We start from the raw sequence: 15,979 nt of genomic DNA on the forward strand, positions 1-15,979 counted from the left end.
TGGTTAACCTTGCTCTTTTATCTCGTGCGGAGGGGGCTATGGCCCTGGACTTGAGCAGCATTTTGCTGGGCCTGGCGTTGGCAGGTGTGCCGCTGCTGGCAGTTTTATGGCAGGTGCAGCGTCGCGCCAGTAGCCTTGATGCAGAGCTGGCGATGTTCAGCGAGCGCCTGAGTACGGCGCAGTTGGCCCAGGAAGGCCTGAGCGCCCAACTGGATGCCAGTCGCGATGAAATCAGTGATCTGGGCCAGGCCAATGCGGCCAAGCAGGCAGAGCTCGCGGCATTGCGGCGAGAGGTCGAGTTGTTGCAGCTGGAGCGTGACAATACCCGCGATGCAGCCCATGCCTGGAGCCTGGAGCGCAGCCAGAAAGAAACCGAGTTAAGGCGTCTGGACGCGCATGGGGCCGCCCTGGCCGCTGAACTGCGGGAGCAGCAAGACAGCCATCAACAACGATTGAACGATCTGCAAGGCTCCCGTGATGAGTTGCGGGCTCAATTTGCGGAACTGGCCGGCAAGATTTTCGATGAGCGCGAGCAGCGTTTCGCCGACACCAGCAGTGAACGCCTGGGGCAGTTGCTCGACCCCCTCAAAGAGCGCATCCAGTCGTTTGAAAAGCGGGTCGAAGAAAGCTATCAGCAAGAAGCCCGGGAACGATTTTCCTTGGGTAAAGAGCTGGAGCGTCTGCAGCAGCTCAACCTGCGCCTGAGTGATGAAGCCACCAACCTGACCCGGGCCCTGAAAGGTCAGAAAACCCAGGGCAACTGGGGGGAGCTGATTCTGGAACGGGTGCTTGAACATGCCGGGCTTGAGAAAGGCCGCGAGTACCAGACCCAGGTCAGCCTCAAGGGGCCGGACGGCGAGCGTTTTCAGCCCGATGTCCTGATCATGCTGCCGGGTGACAAGCAGGTGGTGGTCGACTCCAAGGTCAGCCTCACGGCGTATCAGCAATATGTAGGGGCAGATGACGAAGTCATCGGCCAGGCGGCACTCAAACAGCATGTACTGTCGTTGCGCAATCATGTGAAGGGGCTGGCCGGTAAGGACTACAAGCGACTCGAGGGGCTGCACAGTCTGGACTTCGTGTTGCTGTTTGTACCGATCGAAGCGGCCTTTTCCGCCGCGTTGCAAGCCGAGCCCAATCTGTTTCAGGAAGCATTCGATCGCAATATCGTGATTGTCAGCCCGACCACCTTGCTCGCGACCTTGCGGGTCATTGACAGCCTGTGGAAGCAGGAGCGGCAAAGTCAGAACGCGCGGGAAATTGCCGAGCGGGCAGGCTGGCTATATGACAAATTCGTGCTGTTTATTCAGGATCTGGATGAGGTCGGCAATCGACTGCAGCAACTGGATAAAGCCTATGCCGCCGCGCGTAACAAGCTGACAGAAGGTCGGGGCAACCTCGTCAGTCGCAGCGAACAGCTCAAACTGCTGGGCGCAAGGGCCAGTAAAAGCCTGCCGGCAGACCTGCTGGAACGGGCGATGACCGATGTGGATGGCGTGGCGCACCCGGCTGAGTGAGCGGGGGATGGTATCTCTGTAGTCGCTGCCGAGGCCCCGTTGCAAAACCCAAGGCCCTTCGGTCCTTTCGGCAGCGACTACAGATTTAATACGGCGTGATCACAGCGGCACATGCCGACTCAGCAGGGCCCGCAATACTGCGGGTTTTACCGGCTTGGGCAGATACTCCAGACCTGCGGCATGCACTTCGGCAATCATCTCCGGGCGTCCATCAGCGCTGATCACCACCCCTGGCACCGGCTCCCCCAGCTGGGCCCGCAGCCAGCGCATCAGGTCGGTTCCCACTTCGCCGTCATCCAGATGGTAATCAACCAGCACCAGCTGTGGACGTACGCCCTCATTGAGCAGGGCCGCGCATTCGTCGCGATTGCGTGCGGTCCAGACCCGGCAGCCCCAGCGTGTCAGCAAGCTCTGCATGCCGATCAGAATGCTGTCTTCGTTATCGATGCACAGCACTTGGGCGCCATTGACCGGCTGACCATTTTGCTCCGCAGCCACGGGCTGTGGCGCAGCCTGGGTCCTGGCCAGCGGCACCCTGACACTGAACACGCTGCCTTTTCCCTGCCATGAACGCACTTGCAAACTGTGCCCCAGCACGTGGCACAAGCCGTCGGCAATCGCCAGGCCCAGGCCCAAGCCTTTTTCGGCGCGGGTCTGGTGGCTGTCCAGGCGTTTGAACTCTTCAAAAATGACTTGCAGCTTGTCGGCAGGAATACCCGGTCCGCGATCCCACACTTCAAGGCACAGCTCTCCCCCGCGGCGGCGTACGCCCAGCAACACCGGACCTTTGGCGTAGCGGAAGGCATTGGTCAGGAAGTTCTGCAAGATGCGCCGCAGCAGCTTGATATCGCTACTGACGCGCAAACGACTGCTGCGAACCCTGAAACTCAGGCCTTGTTCCTGCGCTTGGGCGGTGAATTCATTGCCCAGGGTCTCAAACAGGTCATTCAGTGCAAAAGGCTTGATGTCCGGAGTTATTTTTCCGTTTTCCAGGCGCGAAATATCCAGCAGGTCACTGATCAGGTCTTCGGCGGAACGCAAGGAACTGTCCAGATGCTGCACCAGTTTCTGCGCTTCCGGACTCAGCCCTTCATCCTGGTGGGACAGCGCGGAGGAGAACAGGCGTGCCGCATTCATGGGCTGCATCAGGTCATGGCTGACGGCTGCCAGAAAACGGGTCTTGGACTGGTTGGCCGCTTCGGCCACGCCTTTGGCGTCGGTCAGCTCCTGATTAAGCTGCGACAACTCATGGGTGCGCTCGGCCACCCGTTGCTCAAGACCTTCGTTGGCCTCGGTCAGCGCCTGCTCGGCTTCGCGGAACGCCGTAATGTCGGTGAAACTCATGACAAAGCCGCCGCCCGGCATGGGGTTGCCAATCAGTTCGATCACCCGGCCATTGGGGAACAGACGTTCGGATGTATGCGCCCGGCCTTGACGCATCCAGTGCAGGCGGCGGGCCACATGCACTTCGGCTTCACCGGGGCCGCACAGGCCGCGTTCAGCATTGTGGCGAATGATGTCGGCAATCGGCCGTCCTACGCTGATCAGCCCGTCCGGATAGTTGAACAATTCCAGATAGCGACGATTCCAGGCCACCAGCTTGAGCGACTGGTCGACCACGCTAATCCCCTGGGTGATGTTTTCAATGGCGCCCTGCAGTAATGCGCGGTTGAACTGCAGCACTTCCGATGCTTCGTCGGCAATGCGTACCACGTCTTCGAGCTGCATCTCCCGGCCTTCAATGGCCGCTTTGACCACCGCCCGGGTAGAAGAGGCGCCGAGTACCCCGGCCAGCAGGCGTTCGGTGTGGGCGATCCATTCGCCGTTGGCATTCTGGTTCGGATTAAAGCCTTTGCCCTGGCGATAGGCGAAACGGATGAAGCTCTGGTGGGCACGTTCCTCGCCGACAAAACGCGCCGCGAGGGCCAGCAAGTCGTTGATCTGCACCGCGAGCATGGAGCGTCCGCTAGGGTGACTGCTCAGCTCCTGGCCGATAAAGCGTCCGGCTTGCCAGTGCTCCGAAACCCGGGTGCGCGACAGCACCGAAACCCAGGCAAACAGAGTGAAGTTACCGGCCAGCGACAACACCACGCCTTGGGTCAATGGTGTGATCGACAGCCCCAGCGGGTTGCTGTGCAGCCAGGTCAGACCCGGGAAAAGGCTCAAAGGCCAGCCGGCACTGTGGGCGATGAGCGGCAGCACCAGGGTGTAGAACCAAATGAAGGTACCGGTGGCGAGGCCGGCAAATACGCCCCGGCGGTTGGCTTGCTTCCAGTACAGGGCGCCGAGCATGGCAGGGGCCAACTGGGTGACTGCGGCGAAGGCAATCTGGCCGATGGTGGCCAGGCTCGCCGTGGAGCCCAGCAGGCGGTAACTCACATACGCCAGCAGCAAGATCACCACAATCGTTACGCGGCGTACCGAAAGCATCCAGTGGCGGAACACCTCGAACGGGCGCTCGGCGTTTTTGTGGCGCAGCAGCCAGGGCAGCAGCATGTCGTTGGAGACCATGGTCGACAGTGCCACGCTGGCGACGATCACCATGCCGGTGGCCGCCGATGCGCCGCCAATAAATGCCAGCAATGCCAGTGCCGGGTGAGCCTGGGCCAGTGGCAGGCTGATCACGAACGAATCCGGCAGCACCGAGCTGGGCAGCAGCATTTGTCCGGCCAGTGCAATCGGCACCACGAACAGGCCGGCCAGAATCAAATAGGCCGGAAACACCCATTTGGCCAGTTGCAGGTCCTGCGGCTCGATATTCTCGACCACGGTTACGTGAAACTGTCGGGGCAGGCAGATGATTGCCATCATTGCCACGCCGGTTTGTACCACCATCGACGGCCAGTTGATGGTTTCCTTCCAGTACTGCTCAAGGCGCGGTGCAAGCATGGCCTGGTTGAAAAGATCGTCGAAACCGTCATACAGGCCGTAGGTCACAAAGGCACCTACGGCAAGAAAGGCGAACAGTTTGACCAGCGACTCGAAGGCAATTGCCAGCACCATGCCGCGGTGGTGTTCGGTGGCATCGAGGTTGCGCGTGCCGAATACGATAGTGAATAGCGCCAGAATCAGGGTCACAATCAGGGCCGTGTCCTGGGCGCGGGTGCCCGTGGCGTCTGCTCCGGCACCGATCAGCAGGTTCACGCCGAGCACAATGCCCTTGAGCTGCAGGGCGATGTAGGGCAGCACGCCCACCAGGCAGATCAGTGCCACCACAATCGCCAGAGATTGGGACTTCCCGTAGCGCGCGGCAATAAAGTCGGCAATCGAGGTGATGTTCTCCTGCTTGCTGATCAGCACCATCTTTTGCAGGACCCAGGGCGCGCACACCAGCAGCAGCACCGGCCCCAGGTAAATCGGTAAAAAGGCCCAAAGCTGCTCGGCGGCCTGGCCGACGGCGCCGAAGAATGTCCAGCTGGTGCAGTACACCGCCAGCGACAAGCTATATACCCACGCGCGGACCCGCGGCGGCAGCGGTGTGCTGCGCCGGTCACCATAAAAGGCAATGGCAAACATGATGGCCATATAGGCCAGGGCGACGGCGGCAATGAGCCCGCTGGACAGCGACATGGTGACTCCTGGAGGTGTAAGGCCACAGCAATCCGGCTGTGGCGGGTTAGTCTCGCATGATGTTTATGCGCCGTCAGTGTCGACCATGGTCTGATCGCGGCCAAGGGTCGCAGGGTTTGCAGCGGGATGCAGAGACGAATATCTGCAAAATAGATAAGTGTTAGAGAAATTACCCGTTATATAGATATTCGATTTGGTTCTACTCTAATTTCACCTCATGAGAGGAAAGGAGGAACCCATGACTTGCCCAAACAAAGCCCAGCCCGGATTTCGGCCATTCAGCCAGTTGCAGTACCCCCGGGAAGTGATTCGCCAGTTCACCCCGAACTGGTTTGCAGCCACCATGGGCACGGGGGTTCTGGCGTTGGCGTTGGCCCAGTTGCCGGTGCATATCCCCGGTATGCATGTCTTTGCCGAAGGGTTGTGGCTGTTCAATATCGGTTTGTTCATTCTGTTCAGCGTGCTCTATGGCGCGCGCTGGGTGCTGTACTTCGACGAAGCGCGGCGGATTTTCGGGCACTCCACCGTGTCGATGTTTTTCGGCACCATTCCCATGGGGCTGGCGACCATCATCAATGGTTTTCTGGTGTTTGGAGTCCCGCGTTGGGGCAGCGACATGGTGCAGGTGGCCGAGTTTTTATGGTGGATAGATGTAGCCATGGCCCTGGGTTTCGGGGTGATCATCCCGTACCTGATGTTCACCCGGCAGGACCACAGCATTGATCAGATGACCGCGGTCTGGTTGCTGCCAGTGGTGGCGGCGGAGGTAGCCGCGGCCAGCGGCGGGCTGTTGGCACCGCATTTGAGCGACACCCTCGCGCAGTTTCATGTGTTGATTACCAGCTATGTACTGTGGGCGTTCTCGGTACCGGTGGCGTTCAGCATTCTGACTATCCTGATTTTGCGCATGGCACTGCATAAATTGCCCCACGAAAGCATGGCCGCTTCAAGCTGGCTGGCTTTGGGGCCGATCGGCACTGGCGCCCTGGGTTTGCTGCTGCTGGGTAGCGATGCTCCGGCGATTTTCGCGGCCAATGGCCTGGGCCGGGTCGGTGAAATTGTCGAGGGCCTGGGCCTTATCTCTGGCGTGATCCTGTGGGGCGTGGGCTTGTGGTGGATTGTGATGGCTTTGATGATCACGGTTCGCTACTTCCGGGCGGGTATCCCGTTCAATCTTGGCTGGTGGGGCTTTACCTTCCCGCTGGGCGTGTACTCATTGGCCACTTTGCGTCTGGGTAGCGTTCTGCATCTGGCATTTTTTGATATTGCCGGCTGCGTGCTGGTGGTGATGCTGGTGCTGATGTGGTTGATCGTTGGCACGCGAACCGTGAAGGGTGCCTACCGTGGCGAGTTGTTTGTGTCGCCCTGCATCGCCGGGTTGAAGAAGTAGATACGGCGCTCAGGTTCTGTGCGAAATGGCTGAACAGGCTGATTTAGTACAGAACCTGAGCAAGCTTGTGCCCTGAGTGATACAACGGCCCTCCAATGAGAAAGCCGTTCGGCGCAACGTGAGTACATGGATGATGAGTCACCCCTCGCAGTTCAGTTTGCTGAGGAAGCGCCGCTTCCTGCCCTTCTTCGTGACCCAGTCCCTGGGCGCACTCAATGACAACCTGTTTAAACAGTCGCTGATTCTGGCCATCCTTTACAAATTGAACATCGAAGGTGATCGCGGGATCTGGATCAACCTGTGTGCGCTGCTCTTTATAGTGCCGTTCTTTTTGTTTTCGGCACTGGCCGGGCAGTTTGGCGAAAAGTACCCGAAGGATCGTTTGATCCGCCTGATTAAACTGGGCGAGATTGCGATCATGGTGGTGGGTGCCATCGGCTTTGCCTTCGATCACCTGGCGTTGATGCTGGTGGCGCTGTTCGCGATGGGGACCCACTCGGCACTGTTTGGGCCGGTGAAGTATTCGATCCTGCCGCAGACCTTGCATGAAGACGAGTTGGTGGGCGGCAATGGCCTGGTCGAGATGGGCACTTTTCTGTCGATTCTGGCCGGCACTATTGGTGCCGGGATCATGCTCTCATCCAGCAACTACACGGCGATTGTGTCCGTGGTGATAGTGTCGGTCGCAGTGCTCGGCTATCTGGCCAGTCGCGCAATTCCGCGGGCGGCGGCGGACACCCCGGACCTGAAGTTGAACTGGAATATCTTCAGCGAGTCCTGGGCCACCTTGCGGATGGGGTTGAACCAGACGCCTGCGGTGTCGCGTTCTGTAGTCGGAAACTCATGGTTCTGGTTTGTCGGTGCGATTTACCTGACGCAGATCCCGGCCTACGCCAAAGAGTGGCTGTATGGCGATGAAACCGTGGTCACCCTGATTCTTACGGTGTTTTCGGTGGGGATTGCGCTGGGCTCGATGCTTTGTGAAAAGCTCTCGGGACATAAGGTCGAGATTGGCCTGGTGCCCTTTGGCTCGTTTGGTCTGACCCTGTTTGGCTTGTTGCTGTGGTGGCATTCGGGGCACATGCCACAAAACATTCAAGCCAATGACTGGCTGGGCGTGCTGGGCTTCAGTCAGGCCTGGTGGGTACTGTTGGATATTCTCGGCCTGGGCGTGTTCGGCGGCTTCTACATTGTGCCGCTGTATGCGCTGATTCAGTCGCGCACGGCCGAAAACGAGCGGGCCCGGGTGATTGCGGCCAACAACATCCTCAATGCGCTATTCATGGTGGTGTCGGCAATTGTCACCATCCTGCTGCTGAGCGTGGCCAGGCTGACGATTCCCGAGCTGTTCCTCGTGGTCTCGTTGATGAATATCGCGGTCAACACTTATATCTTCAAAATCGTCCCTGAATTCAGCATGCGTTTCATGATCTGGCTGCTCGGCCATTCCATGTACCGGGTGGAGCACAAGAATCTGCAGCTGATTCCGGATGAAGGCGCCGCGTTGCTGGTGTGTAACCACGTTTCGTTTGTCGATGCGCTCTTGATTGGTGGCGCTGTACGCCGGCCGATTCGCTTTGTGATGTATTACAAAATCTACAACTTGCCGGTACTCAACTTTATCTTCCGCGCCGCGGGCACGATTCCGATTGCCGGGCGGGCTGAAGATGAAGCGATTTATGAGAAAGCCTTCAGCCGCATTGCCAGGTATCTGGAAGATGGCGAATTAGTGTGCATCTTTCCCGAGGGCAAGTTGACCACCGATGGCGAGATTGGCGAGTTCAAGGCCGGGGTGACGCGGATTCTGGAGCACACGCCGGTGCCGGTGATTCCGCTGGCGCTGCAGGGGTTGTGGGGCAGCTTCTTCAGCCGGGATCCGCACAAGGGGTTTTTCCATCGACTCTGGTCGCGGGTGACATTGGTTGCAGGTGCACCGATACCGGCCAGTGAGGCCAGTCAAAAGCTGTTGCGCGAAAGGGTCTGTGAGCTGCGGGCGCAGAAGAGGTAGATAGTGCTGGCGGGGCGGGAAGCGGTTTGCCGGCGATGGCGTCGATGCCATCGCCGGCAAATTGTGCCGGATCAAGTGCTTATTTTGAGACCAACCAGGCCGGCAATGATCAGCGCAACACTGGCCAGTCGGAACAGCGCCATGGATTCGCCAAACAGGATAATCCCGGCGATCACGGTACCGACTGCACCTACCCCGGTCCATATGGCGTAGGCAGTGCCCAGCGGCAGGTCTTTCATGGCCAGCCCGAGCAAGCCGAGGCTGATAATCATGGCGCCGACCGTCAGGGCTGTCGGCAGCGGGCGACTGAAGCCGTCGGTGTATTTGAGGCCTACGGCCCAGCCAACTTCAAACAGGCCGGCGAAAAACAGAATAATCCAGGGCATTGCAATCTCCATCAACGGATGGGGCCGTCCCCAGAAAAATCACTCGATGAGTCGCGAGGTCGTCCTCGCAGTGCGCAGTATATTGCACATGATTGATCTGATAGACAACCCCGAAGCGTTACTCGGTAACAGTTTTTTCTGCCGCGAGGCGGTCTTCTTTCTCGCTCATGCGTCGGAAGTACGTCGAAAGCAGTGCCCCTGAGATGTTGTGCCAAACGCTGAACAGCGCACTGGGTACCGCCGCCAGAGGCGAAAAGTGCGCGCTGGCCAGGGCGGCTCCCAGGCCGGAGTTCTGCATGCCGACTTCCAGAGCCAGGGATTTACGCTGGGCCAGGGGCAGTTTGAACAGGCGGCCGGTAAAGTAGCCAAGCAAATAGCCGAAGCTGTTGTGCAGTATGACCACGGCCATGATCAGCAAACCGGACTTGGCGATCTGGGCCTGACTGGCCGCCACCACGGCCGCCACGATAATCACGATGCTGATCACCGAAACCAGCGGCAGTACGTCCACCGCGAAGCGTACGCGGGCGCCAAGCAGTCGCTGGGCCACAACCCCCAGTACGATCGGCAGCAAAACCACCTGCAGAATCGACCAGAACAGTTCCATGAACGAAACCGGAAGCCATGCCGAAGCCAGCAACCAGATCAGCGCCGGCGTCAGTAGCGGAGCGAGCAGGGTGGTGACGGCAGCAATGGCAACGGACAGGGCCAGGTCGCCCCGGGCCAGCCAGGTCATGACATTGGACGAGGTGCCGCTCGGGCAGCAGCCGACGAGAATCACGCCAACGGCAATTTCGGGCGGCAGGTGGAAAACCTGGCACAGCAACCACGCCACACCGGGCATGATCACGAAATGAGCAACCACGCCCAGTGCCACGCGCCACGGGTGGCGGGCAACTTCGGCGAAGTCTTCGAGTTTGAGGGTCAGGCCCATGCCGAACATCACCAGGCCCAGCAGCGGCACGATGAAGCCTTTAAGGCCGACAAACCAGGCGGGTTCAAGAAACGCCAGTACGGCGAATATCAGTACCCAATAAGCAAAGGTATTACCGACAAAGCGGCTTAAAGCAGCAAGTGCGCGCATGGTGTTCCTTTATTGTGATTATGGGATATCCCCTGCAGTAGCACGCTCGCTCCTGCAGGGGATATGGGTGGGTCAGATTCCCTGGGGAATCTCTTCGCCACCCAGTGCTTCAAACAGCTGCGGCAAGAACTCGCCGAATGTCAGCATCATCAGGGTGAAACTGGCGTCCTGCTGGCCCAGGTCGTCGTCACCGCCGTCCTGTTCAGCCTGGTCTTGCAGCAGGTCTTCAAACTTGAGGCGTTTGACCACCAGTTTGTCGTCCAGTACGAATGACAGCTTGTCCTGCCAGGCCAGTGACAGTTGAGTCACGACTTTTCCGGTGCTCAGATGCAGCTGGATTTCGTCGCTGGTCAGGTCCTGACGTTTGCAGCGAATGATGCCGCCGTCTTCGTGGGTATCGCGCAACTCGCATTCATCAAGGACAAAGAAGTTGTCGGCAGCTTTTTGGGTTTTGACCCATTCGGTCATGACCGCGCTTGGAGCCATTTTCACCGCCAGCGGGCGAACCGGTAATGAACCGATGACTTCCCGCAGGGTGGAGAGCAAGTCTTCGGCACGTTTAGGGCTCGAAGCATTAACCAGGATCAGGCCCTGTTTAGGGGCAATGGCAGCAAAGGTTGCCGAGCGACGAATAAAGGCGCGCGGCAAGAAGGCCTGGATGATTTCATCCTTGAGCTGATCGCGCTCCTTCTTATAGACCTTGCGCATTTGTTCGGCTTCGATCTCTTCGACCTTGTCCTTTAATGCATCGCGAACAACGCTGCCCGGCAGGATGCGTTCTTCTTTACGGGCCGCGATCAGCAGGAAGTCCTGGCTGACGTGAACCAGCGGTGCGTCCTCACCTTTACCGAAAGGGGCAACGAAACCGTAGGTGGCTAATTCCTGGCTTGAACACGAGCGGGCCGGTTTGGTGGCCAGTGCAGTTTCCAGCACCTGCGCATCAAAAGGCAGATCTTGGGTCAGGCGATAGATAAGCAGGTTTTTGAACCACATGGGGTGAATCACTCCTATATACAAAGCAGGCATTATTCGCTTCATGGAGCCATAGGCCAACCCTGCGCTAACCCTTTGGCAGGCTTAGAAAAATTATTTTAAAAAGTGCTTGCCAGACTATAGGTCGCTCCGTAGAATGCGCGCCACACCGAGAGTGAAAGGGTGATTAGCTCAGCTGGGAGAGCATCTGCCTTACAAGCAGAGGGTCGGCGGTTCGATCCCGTCATCACCCACCATTCGCTCACAGTGTTACGCGCAGCGGTAGTTCAGTCGGTTAGAATACCGGCCTGTCACGCCGGGGGTCGCGGGTTCGAGTCCCGTCCGCTGCGCCATATTTTTACCACAAGCCCCTTGAACGCTTGTGGTTGGGGAAAGCCCGCTGAATGCGGGTTTTTTCTTGAAAGTCTTCGGTTCTGCAGTTCGCTGCCGGATCAAAGTGCAGGACGCAGGAAACGGAAGTTTTTACCGGGTTTTGAAAAAAACTTGAATAAAAACAACCACTTACACGAAAAGTGTGAGAGAATGCGCCCCGCAACGAGAGTGAAGTGAAAGGGTGATTAGCTCAGCTGGGAGAGCATCTGCCTTACAAGCAGAGGGTCGGCGGTTCGATCCCGTCATCACCCACCATTCGCTTTCAGTGTTACGCGCAGCGGTAGTTCAGTCGGTTAGAATACCGGCCTGTCACGCCGGGGGTCGCGGGTTCGAGTCCCGTCCGCTGCGCCATATTAGAGTCACAAGCCCCTTGAACGCTTGTGACACGCGAAAAAGCCTGCCTTGTGCAGGCTTTTTTGTGCGCCCGGGTTTTGTAGATCCTGTAGGAGCGAGCTTGCTCGCGAGCATTTCAACGCAGCAACGAAGAGCTCGCGAGCAAGCTCGCTCCTACAGGGGGGTTATTGCAAAAAATTCAGTTCAGCCTGTTTTAGAAATCCCAGCGGGTACTGACCATCACATTGCGCGGGTCACCGTAGTACGACGAGTTATAGAAGCCGATGTTGGTGTAGTACGACTTGTCGAACAGGTTGTTCAGGTTGACGCTGGCCGAGAGGTTTTTCGTAAACTGGTAGCGAGCCATCAGGTCAACCAGCCAGTACGGATCCTGTGAAAACTTCTCCTCGACCCCGCCTTTATTCCAGTTGGTCAGCATTTGCCAGCCCGTACCCTGCCAGCGAACCCCGCCACCCAGGGTCAGTTTGTCGAGGTCGCCGGTCAGCTTGTAGCTGGTGTACAGATTGATTTGATCCTCGGGCTCCCAGGTCGATACCTTTTTACCGTTCTGATCACGGCTGATCTTGTGCGTATAACCCGCCTGCAACTGCCAGCCGGGCATGAGCTCGCCAGAAATTTCCGCTTCGTAGCCTCTGGTTTTGGCTTTGATGCCTTTATAGGCGTATTCAATGTCCGGATTGGTCGGATGGGCGTTGTAGGCAGTGTCTGCTTCAGGCCGGTTGTCCTGATGGACCTCGAAGTAGGCCAGACTTGAATTGAGGCGACCATCAAAGAACTCGCCCTTCAAGCCCAGTTCATAGTTGGTGCCTTCATCGGGCTCAAGCATCTTGTTGTCGCGATCGCGGTAATACGACTGCGGCAAAAAGATTTCGGTATAGCTGGCATAGGCAGAAATATTTTCGTTGAGGTCGTAGATCACCCCGGCGTAGGGCAGTACCTTGCCGGTGTCTTTTGCATGGCTGGTGCCCGTCAGGGTGTAATCGGCCACCCGTGTACCGAGCATTAGCGTCAGATCATCGGTGAGGCTCAAGCGTGCGGTCATGTAAGTGCCGGTCTGGCGCGTTGTTTCATCGTTGTAGGAGGTTACGTTGCCCCAGTCCGGTTCCAGGCTGTCGCCATCCCAGTTGTAGTAGTCATAGGCGTTGTCGACCATTTTGGCGTTGGTGTAGTCCTTGCCGGTCCAGTGCGATTTAGCTACCGAGCCGCCGACCACCAATTGATGTTCGCGCCCCAGCAAGCTGAATGGACCGCTGGCAAACAGGTCGCCACTGTCGCTGACGTATTCGCCGGTGTACTTGCGGGCCAGCATTGGCGCCAGTCCGGTGCTTGCGTCCGGGTCCAGCAATGCGCCGAGCGGTGCGTTGTAGCCGTTGACCTGGTGGTTGTACTGGCCTTTGACTACCCAGCCGTTATCAAAGCTGTGCTCCAGGGTTGAAAAAACCGTGCGTGTGTATTGCTCCCAACTGCTCCATTTGGCGCCGTTGTTGAACGAACGAGGGGTGCTGATGCGCTCGCCGGCGGAGTTGAACAGCGAGGCACTGCCCGACCAGCTGGAGCCTTTTGGATGGTTGTTCTGATAATCGGCGCCGAGAGTCAGCAGGGTGTCCGGGGTCAGGTCCACTTCCAAAATGCCGTAGTAAACCTCGCTGTCGCGCTGGTAGTGGTCCATGAACGAGTGCTTGTCCTGATAGGCCGCTACGGCCCGGCCACGCACATTGCCGCTTTCGGTCAGCGGGCCGCTGACGTCGATCTCGGAACGGTAGTTGTCCCAGGACCCTGCGCCCACATCCACGTGGGCCTTGAACTCGCTTGTCGGTTTTTTGCGCACCATATTGATGGTGCCGCCGGGGCCGCCTGCGCCGGTGAGCAACCCGGTTGCACCCTTGAGAACTTCGACCCGGTCGTAAATTGCCGTGTCGGTAAGGGTGTGCCCGGCAGAGTACTGCGGGTCTTGCAGGATCGGGATGCCGTCGTACTGAAAGTTCTTGATCGCAAAACCGCGGGAATAGTAGCTGGTGCGGTCACTGTCATAGGTCGCAACGGTGATGCCGGGGGTGTGGCGCATCACGTCATCGATCGAGTTGAGACCGAAATCGTCCATCGCCTGGCGTGTTACCACAGAGATCGACTGTGGGGTTTCGCGCGGTGTCAGCACCATGCGCGTAGCAGTCGCAATGCTGCCGGGGGTGTAGGAGCCCGAACCTTCAGTGATGGTGCCCAATTGGTTGGCGCTGACTTGGGTGGCGCCCAGTTCCAGGCTGCCGCCCGCCGCAGGTAGTGCCTCGAGCATGTAGCCATTGGCACTTTTTACTGCGGTATAGCCACTGCCACGCAACAAGGCTTCGAATCCGGAAGGCTCGTTGTAGGTGCCGTGCAGGCCGGGAGTCGTCAGCCCCTCAAGGTTGGCGGGCTGAAAAATAATCGCTACCCCGGCCTGTTGTGCAAAACGGTTCAGGGCACTGCTCAGCGGGCCGGATGGAATGTCATAGGTCTGTATCGATGCCGACTGCGCCTGGGCGACGGTGCTGCACAGCACGCCAGTCGCCGAAGCGACAATCAAGTGAATGGCCAGGGCCAGCGGGGTGCAGGCCCGCGGGCTAAAACGCCCGCGAGGGTGGGAGGAAGTCAGCATGGAGAGCGCAGTCCTTTAGGGTTCTATGTATCTACCTTGACGGCTGGCTAGAAAAAAGCGGAACTAATGCGAATAATTATTCTTTAGATTGTTGCCCCTGGCTGATCACCACCAGCCACGGGGTATAGGTTTTTATCGTCAGCGGCAGGGTTTCAGCGATCAATTGCAGCGCCCGATCGGTGTTATCCAGCGGCAATACAGCCGATACACGCAAATTGGCCAGGGCCTGACGGTCAAACTGAATATGGCCGCGCCGATGTCGGGAAATTTCATCGAGCACCCGGGTCAGGGGCTGGTTATCCACCACCAGTTGGTGATCTCGCCATGCCTGATCAATGCTGGCGGGGTCGAGCGTACCGGACAGCTCGACCGAGTCGCGGCGGATCAGCGCCCGGGAGCCAGTGTCGACCTCCAGGGTCTGTCGTTCGTCAGCGCTCTGTGCGGCGACGCGCGACTGCAGCATGCTCAAAACAGTGGTGTCGTGCAGATGTTTGACCACGAAGCGGGTGCCCAGCGCGCGCATGCTGCCCTCGTCGGTCTGCACAATAAAGGGCCGGGCGCTGTCGTGAGCAACCTCCACCAGGACTTCGCCTAGCAGTACCTCGATACGCCGTTCCTGGCCGTTGAAGTGCACATTCACTGCACTGGTACCGCTAAGAGTGAGCGTTGAGTTGTCGGCCAGACGCAGGGTTTTCCAGTCATTGGGGCCGGTCCTGATGTCGGCCATCCATTGCTTTGGATACTGGCTTTGCAATAGCAGTGCGCCGGGTAGGCCCAGGCAGCCTGCAATCAGTAATGCGCGTAATACCCGCTTGCCTCGGGCAGCAGGTTTGCGCCCGCCAAAGGCGGCAGTGAGTGCGGCCTTGGCCGGGGCGGATTGCCCGCGCAACGCTTGCAGGCGGCTGATCACCTCTTGCATGCGCAGGGCGGCGGCTGCGTGTTGCGCACTTTGTTGTTTCCAGCACTCGAACTGCAGGCGCAGCGCATCGTTGGCGGCCTCTTCATGCAGTTGAAGAATCCACTCGGCGGCTTGCTCGTCAATGGTCGGGTGGGGCTCGGGCATGGCTTTATCAGGTATCCAGACTATGGCTGCAGTGCAGCAAGGCCTGGATCAGGTACTTGCGCACCGTGCGATCAGACAGTGCCAGTTGACGGGCGATCTCGCTCTGTTTCAGGCCATCGAGGTAGTACAGGACAAAGGCCTGGCGAACCTTGTCCTGCATGCCTTCCAGAATGAACGCGATGTGTTCGAGAGCTTCCAGCGTGGTGAGGATCTGCTCGGGGGATTGAAAGCCTTCAAGGGCTTGTGCGGTAAGCGCAAGTTCTTGCAGATAGGCGTTTTCGATTTGTTTGCGGCGCACCTGATCAATGATCAGGCGTCGTGCCGTGGTGCTCAAAAACGCCCGGGGCTCACGCAGGGTGGCTACCGACTCGCGGGCGTTGAGGATTCGGGTAAAGGTGTCTTGTGCCAGGTCTGCGGCATTCTGGGCGCAGCCGAGTTTTCTGCGCAGCCAGCCAAACAGCCAGCCGTGATGCTCGCTGTACAGATTGGAAATCGCAGCCTGGAACGCGGGTTCACCCGTTGACATAGGTCGTGGCTCAGACGTTATTGAGAATTATTACTAATTCTGAATGCAAGTCCGGGGTAAACGCAACTGAGAATGAATGCAGGA

The 15,979-nt window shown here is 58.4% G+C and carries 10 protein-coding genes and 4 tRNA genes; 7 read left to right on the plus strand and 7 right to left on the minus strand.

What is annotated here, in order from left to right; genetic code table 11:
* Positions 1 to 152: 152 nt before the first annotated feature.
* Complete coding sequence (locus tag JQ848_RS05840; RefSeq protein ID WP_177412972.1) at positions 153 to 1,517, plus strand: DNA recombination protein RmuC; 1,365 nt, start codon at positions 153 to 155, stop codon at positions 1,515 to 1,517.
* Between the two features lie 99 nt (positions 1,518 to 1,616).
* Here the strand turns inward: JQ848_RS05840 and JQ848_RS05845 are convergent, their stop codons facing one another.
* Positions 1,617 to 5,087: a PAS domain-containing hybrid sensor histidine kinase/response regulator gene (locus tag JQ848_RS05845; protein WP_160626927.1), complete on the minus strand. Its 3,471-nt coding sequence runs from the start codon at positions 5,085 to 5,087 to the stop codon at positions 1,617 to 1,619.
* Between the two features lie 238 nt (positions 5,088 to 5,325).
* Here JQ848_RS05845 and JQ848_RS05850 point away from each other — a divergent pair, with 238 nt between their 5' ends.
* Positions 5,326 to 6,477, plus strand: a complete 1,152-nt coding sequence (locus tag JQ848_RS05850) for a TDT family transporter (RefSeq protein WP_202210349.1) — start codon at positions 5,326 to 5,328, stop codon at positions 6,475 to 6,477.
* A 133-nt stretch (positions 6,478 to 6,610) separates the two neighbouring features.
* Positions 6,611 to 8,485: an MFS transporter gene (locus tag JQ848_RS05855; protein WP_202211246.1), complete on the plus strand. Its 1,875-nt coding sequence runs from the start codon at positions 6,611 to 6,613 to the stop codon at positions 8,483 to 8,485.
* Positions 8,486 to 8,556: 71 nt separating this feature from the next.
* Here JQ848_RS05855 and sugE read toward each other — a convergent pair whose 3' ends face one another.
* From sugE to rdgC, 3 genes are all read right to left on the minus strand, one after another.
* On the minus strand, positions 8,557 to 8,871 hold the full coding sequence (gene sugE / locus JQ848_RS05860; RefSeq protein ID WP_003442696.1) for a quaternary ammonium compound efflux SMR transporter SugE: 315 nt from the start codon (positions 8,869 to 8,871) through the stop codon (positions 8,557 to 8,559).
* Between the two features lie 118 nt (positions 8,872 to 8,989).
* Positions 8,990 to 9,955: a bile acid:sodium symporter family protein gene (locus JQ848_RS05865; protein ID WP_127196171.1), complete on the minus strand. Its 966-nt coding sequence runs from the start codon at positions 9,953 to 9,955 to the stop codon at positions 8,990 to 8,992.
* A 72-nt stretch (positions 9,956 to 10,027) separates the two neighbouring features.
* Positions 10,028 to 10,948, minus strand: coding sequence for a recombination-associated protein RdgC (rdgC, locus tag JQ848_RS05870; protein ID WP_003442690.1), 921 nt, complete (start codon positions 10,946 to 10,948; stop codon positions 10,028 to 10,030).
* 160 nt (positions 10,949 to 11,108) lie between these two features.
* Here rdgC and JQ848_RS05875 point away from each other — a divergent pair.
* The 4 genes from JQ848_RS05875 (at position 11,109) to JQ848_RS05890 (ending at position 11,671) form a co-directional block, all read left to right on the plus strand.
* Positions 11,109 to 11,184 (plus strand) — tRNA-Val (locus tag JQ848_RS05875).
* Positions 11,185 to 11,203: 19 nt separating this feature from the next.
* A tRNA-Asp gene (locus JQ848_RS05880) sits at positions 11,204 to 11,280 on the plus strand.
* A gap of 219 nt (positions 11,281 to 11,499) precedes the next feature.
* A tRNA-Val gene (locus tag JQ848_RS05885) sits at positions 11,500 to 11,575 on the plus strand.
* 19 nt (positions 11,576 to 11,594) lie between these two features.
* Positions 11,595 to 11,671 (plus strand) — tRNA-Asp (locus JQ848_RS05890).
* Positions 11,672 to 11,867: 196 nt separating this feature from the next.
* Here JQ848_RS05890 and JQ848_RS05895 read toward each other — a convergent pair.
* The 3 genes from JQ848_RS05895 to JQ848_RS05905 form a co-directional block, all read right to left on the minus strand.
* Positions 11,868 to 14,306 (minus strand): TonB-dependent siderophore receptor, encoded by a 2,439-nt coding sequence (locus tag JQ848_RS05895; RefSeq protein ID WP_202210350.1) that lies wholly within the window; start codon positions 14,304 to 14,306, stop codon positions 11,868 to 11,870.
* A gap of 76 nt (positions 14,307 to 14,382) precedes the next feature.
* On the minus strand, positions 14,383 to 15,369 hold the full coding sequence (locus tag JQ848_RS05900; RefSeq protein ID WP_202210351.1) for a FecR family protein: 987 nt from the start codon (positions 15,367 to 15,369) through the stop codon (positions 14,383 to 14,385).
* A 7-nt stretch (positions 15,370 to 15,376) separates the two neighbouring features.
* On the minus strand, positions 15,377 to 15,895 hold the full coding sequence (locus JQ848_RS05905) for a sigma-70 family RNA polymerase sigma factor (protein ID WP_003442682.1): 519 nt from the start codon (positions 15,893 to 15,895) through the stop codon (positions 15,377 to 15,379).
* Between the last annotated feature and the right edge of the window lie 84 nt (positions 15,896 to 15,979).

It is taken from the genome of Pseudomonas paraversuta (genome assembly GCF_904067025.1).
GTDB classification, from domain to species: Bacteria; Pseudomonadota; Gammaproteobacteria; order Pseudomonadales; family Pseudomonadaceae; genus Aquipseudomonas; species Aquipseudomonas paraversuta.

What these genes read in the sequence shown, in the direction of transcription:
- JQ848_RS05855 (WP_202211246.1), top strand. Translation starts at nt 6,611, where the DNA reads ATGAGTCACCCCTCGCAGTTCAGTTTGCTGAGGAAGCGCCGCTTCCTG.
- rdgC (WP_003442690.1), bottom strand. Translation starts at nt 10,948, where the DNA reads ATGTGGTTCAAAAACCTGCTTATCTATCGCCTGACCCAAGATCTGCCT.
- JQ848_RS05900 (WP_202210351.1), bottom strand. Translation starts at nt 15,369, where the DNA reads ATGCCCGAGCCCCACCCGACCATTGACGAGCAAGCCGCCGAGTGGATT.
- JQ848_RS05840 (WP_177412972.1), top strand. Translation starts at nt 153, where the DNA reads ATGTTCAGCGAGCGCCTGAGTACGGCGCAGTTGGCCCAGGAAGGCCTG.
- JQ848_RS05865 (WP_127196171.1), bottom strand. Translation starts at nt 9,955, where the DNA reads ATGCGCGCACTTGCTGCTTTAAGCCGCTTTGTCGGTAATACCTTTGCT.
- JQ848_RS05895 (WP_202210350.1), bottom strand. Translation starts at nt 14,306, where the DNA reads ATGCTGACTTCCTCCCACCCTCGCGGGCGTTTTAGCCCGCGGGCCTGC.
- JQ848_RS05905 (WP_003442682.1), bottom strand. Translation starts at nt 15,895, where the DNA reads ATGTCAACGGGTGAACCCGCGTTCCAGGCTGCGATTTCCAATCTGTAC.
- JQ848_RS05845 (WP_160626927.1), bottom strand. Translation starts at nt 5,087, where the DNA reads ATGTCGCTGTCCAGCGGGCTCATTGCCGCCGTCGCCCTGGCCTATATG.
- sugE (WP_003442696.1), bottom strand. Translation starts at nt 8,871, where the DNA reads ATGCCCTGGATTATTCTGTTTTTCGCCGGCCTGTTTGAAGTTGGCTGG.
- JQ848_RS05850 (WP_202210349.1), top strand. Translation starts at nt 5,326, where the DNA reads ATGACTTGCCCAAACAAAGCCCAGCCCGGATTTCGGCCATTCAGCCAG.